This window comes from Meiothermus hypogaeus (assembly GCF_003574035.1).
Lineage (GTDB): Bacteria > Deinococcota > Deinococci > Deinococcales > Thermaceae > Meiothermus > Meiothermus hypogaeus.
Window position 1 is genome coordinate 1 of record NZ_QWKY01000089.1, and the last position, 11,730, is coordinate 11,730.

At 61.6% G+C, this 11,730-nt stretch carries 8 protein-coding genes; 5 read left to right on the plus strand and 3 right to left on the minus strand.

Going from position 1 to position 11,730, the window contains the following annotated elements; all coding sequences use genetic code 11:
- Nucleotides 1-264: 264 nt before the first annotated feature.
- Genes Mhypo_RS15380 through Mhypo_RS15390 form a run of 3 tightly spaced genes read right to left on the minus strand, consistent with a single transcriptional unit; the run spans nt 265 to nt 3,697 of the window.
- Entirely contained in the window at nt 265-1,599 is a 1,335-nt protein-coding gene (locus tag Mhypo_RS15380; protein ID WP_119342156.1) for a glucose-6-phosphate isomerase, read from the minus strand.
- Nucleotides 1,600-1,646: 47 nt separating this feature from the next.
- Nucleotides 1,647-3,236, minus strand: coding sequence for a GMC oxidoreductase (locus Mhypo_RS15385; protein ID WP_119342157.1), 1,590 nt, complete (start codon nt 3,234-3,236; stop codon nt 1,647-1,649).
- Nucleotides 3,233-3,697 (minus strand): hypothetical protein, encoded by a 465-nt coding sequence (locus tag Mhypo_RS15390; RefSeq protein WP_119342158.1) that lies wholly within the window; start codon nt 3,695-3,697, stop codon nt 3,233-3,235. Before Mhypo_RS15390 ends, Mhypo_RS15385 begins: the two co-directional genes overlap by 4 nt.
- Nucleotides 3,698-3,959: 262 nt before the next feature.
- Between Mhypo_RS15390 and Mhypo_RS15395 the strand changes: the two genes are divergently transcribed.
- The 5 genes from Mhypo_RS15395 to Mhypo_RS15415 form a co-directional block, all read left to right on the plus strand.
- Nucleotides 3,960-6,215, plus strand: coding sequence for a RelA/SpoT family protein (locus tag Mhypo_RS15395; RefSeq protein WP_170148327.1), 2,256 nt, complete (start codon nt 3,960-3,962; stop codon nt 6,213-6,215).
- A 253-nt stretch (nt 6,216-6,468) separates the two neighbouring features.
- On the plus strand, nt 6,469-7,101 hold the full coding sequence (locus tag Mhypo_RS15400; protein ID WP_119342159.1) for a DUF92 domain-containing protein: 633 nt from the start codon (nt 6,469-6,471) through the stop codon (nt 7,099-7,101).
- A gap of 220 nt (nt 7,102-7,321) precedes the next feature.
- Complete coding sequence (locus Mhypo_RS15405) at nt 7,322-8,785, plus strand: lyase family protein (protein WP_119342160.1); 1,464 nt, start codon at nt 7,322-7,324, stop codon at nt 8,783-8,785.
- A gap of 263 nt (nt 8,786-9,048) precedes the next feature.
- Nucleotides 9,049-10,446, plus strand: coding sequence for a vWA domain-containing protein (locus tag Mhypo_RS15410; protein WP_119342161.1), 1,398 nt, complete (start codon nt 9,049-9,051; stop codon nt 10,444-10,446).
- A 40-nt stretch (nt 10,447-10,486) separates the two neighbouring features.
- A partial coding sequence (locus Mhypo_RS15415; RefSeq protein WP_147371360.1) for a serine/threonine protein kinase occupies nt 10,487-11,730 on the plus strand: 1,244 nt, incomplete at its 3' end.

Sequence of the window (11,730 nt, forward strand, 5' to 3'; positions counted from 1 at the left end):
AAAAGCTCAAAGCCTTCCTCCTGCCCCGCCGTCATTACGCTTGCCTCTCGCAACTCAAGCAAGCCCTTTTGCATGCCTTAGGTCTACTGGGGGCTGTAGAGGTAAAAATCTGATGTGGAGATACTTAGTTCGTCACCCTTTGGTGACGAACTAACCAAATCTGGTATCACACTTCGCTCAAAATAAACATTGCGGGGTTGAAATCTGTGCGTTAATTGCAAAGAAGCAGGTTCAAAGTAGTGCAATTTCCACAACAAAGCTCAGTTACTCCACACCCTCGGCTTTCAGTTCTTGGGCCAGGGTCTCCCAGCCCTTACGGCCCATCAGGGCGTAGGTGTATTCCTTGCCCAACTCCACCCCCGGCTGATCGAAAGCATTGATGTTCCAGAGTTCACCCAAGAAGGCGGTCTGCCACATCAGGTGCTGTAGCAGCCAGCCCAGGTTATAGGCATCGAGTTTTTCCAGGGCGAGGGTGTAGTTGGGCTGTCCAGCTTTGGCCAGGGCATGGGCAGTGGCCTTGGCCTCGGCATCCAGGAGCTCGAAAAAGCTCTTGCCGAAGAGGTACTCGAGCCCCTCCAGGCCCTTCACCGCTGGGATTTCCAGGTTCTCACTGGGGGCCAGGAGCCGCACAAAGGTGGTGAGCTTATCGCGGGGGCCCTCGCGGAAAAGCTGCACCTGGGCGTGCTGGTCGGTGGTGCCGATGGCCCGCACGGCGGTGGTGCCGGTGCGGACTTCATTCCCCTGACGGTCGCGCATCTTGCCCAGCGATTCGTCGTGGAGTTGCACAAACCAGTCGGGCAGATAGCGCAGGCGGGTCGAGTAGGGCATGAAGACCACGATGTTCTTGCCCCTCTGGCTAAAGAGGTGGTTAACCAGGGCGGTCTGGGCCGGGAGGTTATGTTCCAGGGCCCCCCTGGCCTGCTCGTTGGACTTTCGCGCCCCGGCCAGCAGGCTTTCCAGGTCTACCCCGGCAAAGGCCAGCGGCAGGGTGCCGACCGGACAGGTCACGCTGAAGCGCCCACCTACCGAAGGGGGCACCTCGAAGGCTGTAAGGCCCTCGGCCTCTGCATAGGGGCGCAAGATGCCCTTGGCAGGGTCGGTAGTGACCACCACGTGTTTTTTCCAATCGGTCACGGCCAGCTCGAGCCACTGCCTGAACACCAGAAAAGCCGCCATGGTCTCGGCCGTAGAACCCGATTTGGAAATCACATTGACCAGGGTTTTGTGGGGCTCGAGGGTGCGGAGCAGCCCAATGATGGGCTCGGGCTCCACATTGTCCACAAAATGCAGCCGCACCGAGCCATTCCCCAGGGCGGCACTCACCGCCTGTGCCCCTAATGCAGAGCCCCCAATACCCAGCACCACCAGGTCTTCGACCCAGCCGTTGGCCTGGCGGTAACGCAGCACCCGGCGCAGGGTTTCGGTGTCTTCGGGCACGTCAATCCAGCCCAAAAAGGCCTCTGGGTTGGATTTGCGCTCCAACAGCGCATCGCGCGCTACTTCCAGGCTCCGTGCATGGGCAGCCAACATCGCTGGCCAGTCAATCCCCTCGGGGCCGATGCGTTCGGAAAACAGGTTGTTAAGGTCCAGGCGTAGCATGGGGTTAGTCTACCAGCCTGCAGCAGGTCTCGGAGGCGGGGCTGCCCTCACCCAGAAAACGTCTCTTTGGCCGGAATCAAGCACATGGCCCGCTCGGCCAGCGCCGTGATGGTCAGACTGGGGTTGACCCCCACATTGGCCGGAATGGCCGAGCCGTCCACCACATACAGCCCTGGGTAGCCGAACACCTCGTGATGGACGTCGATCACGCCCTGGGTGGCATCGCGGCCCATCGGGCATCCTCCCAGAATATGCGCCGTTACCGACATGCCCAGCAGGCTTTCCAGAAAGGAGTTGTGAGGTATGCCACCTGTTGCCCGGGCGAAAGCACGGGTAGCCTGATTGGCCTCCGCGATGTAGGTAGGAGCGGTTTTACCCCGGATGGCCACCGACTGCAAACCTTTGCGAAAGAGCGAAAACAAGCCCCGTCCGTAGCGAAAACCCAGCTGGTTGTCGAGCTGCTGCATGGTGGCCAGGATGGTCACGCGCTGGTGCCAATCGCGCACCGGTAACGAGGCCATCGAGCGGTGTGGACGAAACACGAACTCGCGCAGTGCGTACAAAGCCCGTATTGCCGGGCTTGGGCCATCCACCAGCGGCCCATTGAACAGCTTCAGATACCAGTAGCTCGGCGGAATACGGTTCTGCGTGATATGGGTATGGGAATTAGGGTAAAAATGCGAGGAAATAGCGGGGCCGTGGCTCAGGTCAGGGCTGTCCTTGGGAGACAGGACTGCCGTGATGGCCTCGCTGTTGGTACGCACCACCTTACCCAGCGTGGGCGAAATGTTGGGCAGGGTGCGATACTGTTCGCGGTTAGCAAACAAGAGCTGAAGCGTACCCAGAACGCCCGCTGCCAGCACCACCTTTTGAGCCCGCAGGGGGGGATACTTCTTTCGGGTGAGGGGGTTATGGGTGTGGAGTTCATAGCCGCCCTCCGGCAAGGGCTGGATGCGGGTCACCTTGCGCTCTGGCAGAAGGTGCGCCCCTAGTTTCTCGGCCAGGTACAGGTAGTTTTTATCCAGGCTATTTTTAGCGTTGTGGGGGCAGCCCGCCAGGCAAGCCCCGCAGCGGATACAACCGGTCCGCTTGGGGCCATCTCCTCCAAAATAGGGGTCTGGTGCTGTGACGCCCGGCTCCCCCTGGTAGATGCCCAGTGGGACACCTCCGAATGTTGAGGCTGCCCCCATGGCCTGGGCGGTTTGCTGCAAATAGCGGTCTTGCTCGTGCATCTGGCTATACATGGCACGGCCCAGCATCCGGGCAGCGGTGGCGTAGTGGGGCTTCAGTTCGCTTTCCCAATCAATGCCCAGGTGGCTCCAGGCAGGATCCTGGTAAAAGGAGCGCGGCGGCTCGAGCAACACCGCCGCGTAGACCAGGCTGCCACCGCCCACCCCTACCCCACCGATGAGGGTGACATGGCGAAAAAAGTGCTGGACAAAAAAGCCTTTGAGGCCCAGCGCCGGAAGCCAGAACAAATCCTTCACCGAGCGGTTGGCTTTGGCAAGATCGGCGTCACTCACCCGCCGCCCCTGCTCCAGCACCCCCACCCGGTAGCCTTTTTCGCTCAGGCGCAGGGCCGCCACACTACCGCCAAACCCGCTCCCGACCACCAGTACGTCGTAGTTGTAGTTCATGGCTCCTGATGCAGCAAAAAGGGGAGTGGAAGCCGGGCCAAAGGGCCCATTTTGAAAAAGGTCAGACCCAGCAGGGTGCGCTCGTCGAGTTGGCGCAACTCGTCTGTCACCCGAGGCCACGGCCAGGGATTGATTTCAGGATAGGTCACCGCCTGGCAGGGCCGGCCATCCACCCGCGAAACCACCAGGGCCACCCGGATGGGAAAACGCCGAATAACCATATCGCCACGCCGTAAAAGGTTGATACCCGTGCCATCGGCGGCGAAATCCTTGCCACACCAGCCCCCCAACCCCAGCAACCACAGCCCTTTGGGGGCGATCCAGCGCAGCCAGGCCGGGCCCACAAACTCGGCCCTGTAGACCCCTTGTACAGAGGTGGGGGCCTCGAGGGTGGCAAAAAGGGCCTTAAAAGACCCAAGCGATTGATGGTTGAGATGCGTAGCCTGCGGGCTAATCTGCATGGTGCTCCTTGAAGATGGCTGCATTGTATCAAGTTATAGACGCCGATTGTGATGCTATAGACACGCCCTGGATACCCTTCCCTGCGCTTGGCACCCAGCCATCGCGCAAGCGGGTCTTGTATACCTTCCAGCCCCGGTGTGCATGGCTCATTTATGGAGTTTCTCTGGAATTTACAGTTCCAGCATTGGTGAGACTCGAGCAAAGTGCTAGACTTAGCAAAGTGTCTTCTGGGGCTAACCGAAAGCAAAGCCCACAACCGCTATGACCAAGCATTCCCATGAACCCGTGGTGACCCCTCTATCGCCCACAGAGCCTTCGGCGGTGGAGGCCCTGTGGCATGACCTGGAGCCTCATCTGCACTATCTCTCTGCCCACGCCAGGTCGCAGGTACGCGCCGCCCTCGAGTTTGCCTACGTGGCCCACGAAGGCCAGAAGCGCAAGAGTGGGGAGCCCTACATCATTCACCCGGTTGCCGTCACGCAAATCCTGGCCGAGCTGGGCCTGGACGCCGAAACCCTCATGGCCGGACTATTGCACGACACCATCGAGGATACCCAGGTGCGGCCCGAGGAGATCGAGGAGCGCTTTGGGGCGGCGGTGCGCAAAATTGTGGAGGGCGAGACCAAGGTTTCTAAGCTCTACAAGCTGGCCCATGCCGCCCAGGAAGACAAACCCGCCGAGGAAAAGCACGCCGAAGACCTGCGCCAGATGTTTATTGCCATGGCCGAGGATGTGCGGATTATCATCGTCAAGCTGGCCGACCGGCTGCACAACTTGCGTACCCTGGAGTTCATGCCCCCCCACAAACAAAAGCGTATCGCCCGCGAAACCCTGGAAATTTATGCCCCGCTGGCCCACCGGCTGGGGATTGGGCAGGTCAAACTCGAGCTCGAAGACCTTTCTTTCCGCTACCTCGACCCCGAGAATTACCAGGCCTTAGAGGCCCGCCTCAAAAGCCACCGGGCCGAGCGCGAGGCCGCCGTACAGGCCGCTAAGGAGAAGCTCGAGCAAGCCCTCTCGCGCGACTTCATCCTCAAGCAGTCCATCAAGAAAATCGAGGTCACGGGTCGTACCAAACACCTTTTTTCCATCTGGAAAAAGATGGAACGGGAGGGTAAAGCTATCGAGCAAATCTACGACCTGCTGGCCCTGCGGGTAATCCTGGAGCCACGCCAGGGCAAAGACCCCGAAGAGAACGCCCTGCGCGAGAAACAGGTCTGCTACCACGTGCTGGGACTGGTGCATGCCCTCTGGCAGCCCATTCCGGGCCGGGTCAAGGACTACATTGCGGTGCCCAAGCCCAATGGCTACCAGTCGCTGCACACCACCGTCATTGCGGTGAATGGCCTGCCGCTGGAGGTGCAGATTCGTACCAAGGAGATGCACCAGGTCGCCGAGTTTGGGATTGCCGCCCACTGGCTCTACAAGGAGGGTGTGACCGACCCCGAAGGCCTCAAGCGGCGGGTGGGCTGGCTCAAGAGCATTCAGGACTGGCAACAGGAGTACAGCAGCTCGCGTGACTTTGTCGAGGCCGTCACCAAAGAACTGCTGGGCGGGCGGGTGTTTGTCTTCACCCCCAGGGGCAAGATCATCAACCTGCCCAAGGGCTCTACGCCAGTGGATTTTGCCTACCACATCCACACCGAGGTGGGGCACCACATGGTGGGGGCCAAGGTCAACGGGCGCATCGTACCCCTTAGCTACGAGCTGCAAAATGGTGAGATCATCGAGATTCTCACCGCTAAAACCGCCCATCCTTCCAAAGACTGGGTGGAGTATGCCAAAACCCGCTCGGCCAAGCAAAAAGTGCGGATGTTCTTCCGCGCCTTCGAGCGGGCCGAGACCCTGGAAAAGGGTGCGCGGATGCTGGAAAAGTACTTCAAGCGGCGGGGGCTCCCCAAACCCCTGGAAAGCCAGCTCGAGGAGGTGGGGCGCAAGCTCATCAAGAGCGCCTCGCCAGAGGATTTGTATGCCGCCATTGCGGGGGGTCGGGTGGCGCCCCAGCAGGTTGCCCGCATCCTGGCGCCCAAAAACGAAACGGTCGCTCCCAAAAGCAAGCCGGTCAGGAACGAGCTGGGCATCCGCCTCGAGTCCAACCTGAACGTACCCATCAAGCTGGCCAGTTGCTGTGAGCCCGCCAAGGGCGATGCCATCCTGGGCTACATCACCCGGGGGCGGGGGGTCACGATTCACAAAGCAGGCTGCCCCAATATGCGCCGTCTGATGGAGCATGACTCGGGGCGGGTGGTGCTGGCCTACTGGGAAGGGCTGGGCCGGGTAATGCAGATTGAAGTCCTGGCCGATGACCGGGCCGGCCTGCTGCGCGACATCATGGACGCCATTGCCTCGATGGGCAAGAGTGCCATGGGCGTGAACTCCAGCCCCACCTCCCCCCTCTCCTCGCTGTTTCGCATCAGCACCCGGGTAGACCTCACGGAAGGCGAACAAAAGGTGCTGGATGAGCGCCTGCGCAGTGTGCCTAACGTGCGCACAGTGAACTGGTCGCAGGTATTGTAGGCGTCAAGGATCTAGAGTCGAGGAACAAAAGTGCCAAGAATCTTTTGCGCCTGGCTATGGGCTTTAGTCCCTCGACCATCGGCGACTTTCCCCTTACCGGATTCAAAAAGACAGTTTACAAAACCAAAAACACCAGAGGCTGTCTTTTTGAATCCTAGAGCACACCCCTCCCTGACGGTCGGCGAAAAAAGCCTCACCCTTCGGTCGGGTTAGTTCGTCACCAAAGGGTGACGAACTAACCGAATCTGGTATTATGAACCTGCTTTTAGCCCTGCTCATCGCCTTTGCTGTGGCCGTGCTGACCGAACGCATGGGCTGGCTCAGGCCCAAGGCTGCCTGGGCTGCGGCGCTGGTGGGTGGGCTGCCGCTGTGGGCCGGGGGCTTTAGCGCCGCCCTGGCGGTCATCTTTTTTGTGGCGCTGGGCAGTGTAGCCAGTCGGCTCAACCCTAAAAGCCATGACCACACCGGTCGCAGGGCTTTTCAAGTGCTGGCCAACGGACTTCCGGCTGCGCTGGGTATGGCACTGGGGTCGCCCGTCTTTTTTGCGGCTGCGCTGGCCACCGCCGCCGCCGACACGCTGGCCACCGAAATAGGCAGCCGAAGCCGGTGGGCCTGGCACCCGCTCAAAGGGCGGGTGGAGAGCGGAACCAACGCGGCGGTAAGCGCGCCCGGAACCCTTGCGCTGGTGCTGGGCGCGGGGATGTTTGCGCCCTGGGCCTGGTGGCTGGATGTGCCCGCTGGGGCTGTGGTGTTTGGCGGCATTGCTGGGGCTTTGGCCGACACGCTGCTGGGGTTGTTTGAAGACCGCTTTGAATGGTGGAACAACGACCTGACCAATCTGCTGGCCACCACCACAGGCGGTTTGGTGGCGCTGTGGCTTGCTTGAAGGGCTGGCATCGGTTCAGGAGATGCCCCTGATCGCGTTTCCCACGTTTACGCTACACACGATGCAGCGTAAATTACCCCACACGCCATAGCTTCCAAAGGATGCCGTGTGGGGTATTCGTGGGAGGCCACTCTGACTCAAATCAGGCTTCCATCAGGGCAGTATATGCTAATGGTAGAAGGGCATTTCATCACGCGGCATGCCCTTTTGAGGAGGTCAGGTGCGCTGGCACAACCTATACCGTCGCTGGGTCTTACAAAGGCACTTCCGCTTTGCCAAAGAGCACCTGGGCGATTATTTTTTCGATGCCCTTACGGCCTACGCCCTGGGCCTGAGCAAGCTTAACATTGCCGAGGCCAAAGAGGCCGCCTGGGCTTTGAGCGAGCTGCGCAAAGACCCCATTCCGGGTTTTACTGGTCAGCTCGAGGATATTTTTTTCACCATAGACTTTCATCTGCGCGAGCGCTACGGTCACGAGATTGCAGGGGCCCTGCGGCGCGGCCTCTCCCGCAACGACCTCGACCTCACCGTGTTTCGGGCTTACGCCTGTGAGCGGCTGCTGCGGGTGCTAACAGCTTTGTCCGACCTGCGGCGGGAGTTGCTGGGTTTAGGACAGGCCCATCGGCAAACTCTTTTGACCGCCTACACCCACCACCGCCCAGCCCAACCCACCACCCTGGGGCACTATCTGACCGGGGTGGAAAACCTGCTCTCGCGCGACTATCAGCGCCTGCGCTCGGCCTTCCAGACCACCGACAAATGCCCCCTGGGCGCTTCGACCCTGGCGGGCAGCCCCTATCCGGTAGACCGCAAGGCCCTGGCCCAGTGGTTGGGGTTTGGGGGCACCCTGGAGCATACCTACGATGCGATTGCCGCAGGCGACTGGGCCCTGGAAATTGCCTATGCCCTAGCGGGTATGGCCACCAGTTTGTCGCGTCTGGTGGCCGACCTCTTGTTCTGGGCGGAGCAGGGTGGCTTCCTGGTGGCCGAAAAAATCAGCCAGGGGTCTTCCATCATGCCGCAGAAGGTAAACCCGGTGGTGCTCGAGCATGTGCGGGGTTTCCTGGCCGAACTGATGGGCGGCCCCGTCACCCTGGGTCACCTCAACTACAGCACGCCGTTTGGCGACGTGAACGACCACGGGCCGGGGGTGCTCGAGCCCCTCCACGGGCTTTTCTACGCCGCCGAAGGGGCGGTGGCGCTCATGCGGGTGGCCCTGCAAGAAAGCCGCTTTGTGCCCGAGGTGCTTTCCCAGGGCCTGCGCGACCGCAGCGTGCTGGCTTCCGAGCTGGTGGATGTGCTGGTCTCCGGGCATCACCTCTCGCTGGCCGAGGCCTACCCTAAAGTACAGGGCATGTTGCGCGAGCTGAGCAGCAAGGGGCGCACGGTGGGCGAGCTGGGCCTGGACGACCTGCAAAGCCACCTGGGGTTTGGCGACCCCGAGCTGCTGCAGGCCTTGGAGCCCGAGCGCTTTATCGCCCGTCGGCGGGTGCTGGGCGGGGCCGCTCCGGAGGCCCAGGCGATTTACCTGGACTACGCCCTGAACCGGCTGAAGCTCGAGCGGCTCGAGCTCAAGGAACTCAAAAGCCGACGCCGCAAAGCCCTGCGAACCCTGGCCCAGGAGCCTTTGAGCCTGCTGGGTGAGCCCTCCCGAACCGGCCAGACCCTGAAGGCCGCCCCGTAGTTCAGTTTGGCGAGTCGCATACCCCACCGCAAGCCGACTTAGAAAAGCAAAGGTTGATGGGGCGCTCAAGGGATAGGCCTACCCGCTGGCCAAATGTGAGTGGCTCATGCGGAAAAGGAATGCGGCAGCGCCCAAGCGCTTAAGCTACAATCGTTTTTGAATGCGCTCGTATTGGACACCTTCCTGGACATCCGGCCCCTGTGGAACCTGCCCCGCTTGGTTAGGCCTGCTCACCCAACTGCATAGCGGCGTATAGGAGATTTATGCTCGAGACCCGTCTGCAACCCCACCGCGAATACCTGCTGGCCAACATGCCCGGCCAGAAGATGTTTTTGGCCCTCAAGGTGCGCCCCGAGGCCCAGGCCGCTGGCGCCCGGCCCCAACTGGCCATCGCCTTTGTGGTGGACACCTCCGGCTCGATGCGCGAGGTGGTGACCGAACCCAAAGAGCGCACCGGCCAGAGCGTGCGGGTGGATGGAAAGGAGTATGAGGTCGTACGTGGCGCCAAGAGCAAGATGGATCTGGTGGTAGAGGCGCTGCAAAACCTGCTGAATAGCCGTCAACTTCAGCCTACCGACCGCCTGGCGCTCATCAAGTTCGACGACCACGCCGGCGTGGTGCAGCCCTTTACCGACGCCGCCCACAAGGCCCGCTTGATCGCAGCCGTGGAACAACTGCCCCAGTTTTCCGGTGGAACCCACATGGGTGCGGGGATGCTCGAAGGCATGAAGCAACTGCAAAAGGAGTCGGGCAGCCGCCGCATGATTCTGCTGACCGATGGGCAGGCTTTCGATGAGCCCCTGGTCGAGCAGGCCGCCCAAGCGTTGGCCGAGGCCCACATCCCCGTGACCGCCATTGGCGTGGGCGACGACTGGAACGACGACCTTCTTACCGATATCACCGACCGCACCCAGGGCAGGCCCTTCCACATTGTGCCCGACACCCAGAATCCGCTGCCCCCCAGCCTCAAGGCCACCGAGCTGCCCAAGGCCATTCTGGGCGAGCTGGAAAACGCCGCCAGCGAGGTGATTACCAACATTGGACTATCGGTGCGAACCGTGAAGGATGTGACCCTGGATCGGGTCACGCGGGTCTACCCTACCCAAGCCGAGGTAGACCTGAAGGCCAAGCCCTACCCCCTGGGCAACGCGGCCAAGGGCGACTGGACGGTGTTTATCCTCGAGTTCACCCTACCCACTCGGCCCCCGGCGCGCATTCGCATTGCCCAGATGGGCCTGACCTACGAAGTGCCCGGCCAGGGCTACCGGGGTGAGGTGCCCCCCCTGGACGTGGTGGTGGAGTTCACCACCGACGAAACCCTGGCCGCCCGCATCGACCCCGAGGTCATGCAATGGGTGCAGCAGCGCAACATCGAGCAGCTCATCAAGCAGGCCACCATAGAGGCCCGTACCGACCCCAGCAAAGCCGCCAAGACGCTGGAACTGGCCCGCAACCTGACCGTTAAGCTGGGCAACACCGCCATGACCCGCGCCCTCGACCAGGCCGTAGGCGAGCTAAAAAGCAGCAAGACCATTAGCATCGGCACCGCCAAGACCATCAAGATTGGGGCCAAGACCCAGGTGCTCAAACAAGGGCCCGAGGCCGCTGGCGGAGGCGACCTGCCCTCCGACGAAGAGATTCGCAGGATGACCGGCGCCTAACTTGGAGCGGAGGCGCTCTGCCAAGCCCCTCTGCCTGGATATGGAACGTTGTCCCTACTGCGCCAGCCCCGTACCCACCAATGCCCCTATCTGTCCGACCTGTGGCATGAGCATTGCCATGCCGGGCGAACAGCATCTGCCGGTAGGAACCCGGCTCAAAGGTGGGCGCTACACCTTGGGCAAGGTGCTGGGGCAGGGCGGGTTTGGGATTACCTACCTGGGGGCCGATACCCAGGAAAACCGCCCCGTGGCCATTAAGGAATTGTTCCCCGAAGGCTCCTCGCGCCGCGCCAACTCGCGCAATGTGGTACCGCCCACCAGCCTGCTGGGGACCGGTTTTGCCGAGACCATGGAGAAGTTCGAGGACGAGGCCCGCGTGTTGAGCAGGTTCAACCATCCGGGCATCGTGCGGGTCTTTGATATTTTTGAGGAAAACGGCACTGCGTATCTGGTAATGGAGTTTTTGAAAGGCCAGACCCTGGGCAAGCGAATCGAGAAGCAGGGCAAGCTGGAAGCCCGCGAGGTGCAGGATATTGCCCTGAAGCTGCTGGATGCGCTGGAAGTGGTGCACAGCGCGGGGATGTTGCACCGCGACATCAAGCCCGACAACGTGTTTTTGCACCAGGATGGCCGGGTGGTGCTGATCGACTTTGGCTCGGCAAGGCAGTTTGCCCAGGGCAAAACCCTCCAGCACACCCGGCTGGTTACCCCGGGCTACGCGCCTTTGGAGCAGTACGGCACCGCCGGCAAGTTTGGCCCCTATACCGACCTCTACGCGCTGGGCGCTACGCTTTACCACGCGCTGACGGGGGTGGTGCCCCCTGCCGCGACCGACCGGGTGCAAAGCAACCAGCCCCTCCGACTGCCCCGCGAAACCCCCGATGGCCTCGAGCAGGCCGTCAACCGGGCCCTGGAAATCCGGGTGGACCGGCGCCCCCAGAGCGTGGCCGAGTTTCGGGCCATTTTGCTGGGTCAGCAGCAGCCCACCCCCGCCGACCCGTCTGCAACCGGCAATCTTTCGATTCGGGTCAGCCCACCCCAGACCGCCGTACGGGTGCAAGGCCCCAACAATTTTCAGCGAGTCGTCCAGGGCAATACCGACCTGGAAGGGCTCCCCTCAGGCACCTATACCCTCTACGCCGATGCCCGCGGTTTTCAGCCCCAGCAGGTTAAGGTACAGCTCCGGGCCGTGGGTCGTCCGATGGTGGGCATCTACAACAGCTCGCACTGGGCCTTGGAGCTCAACAACCCGGTCAACCAGCGCTTTGTGGAGGAGTTCCGCAA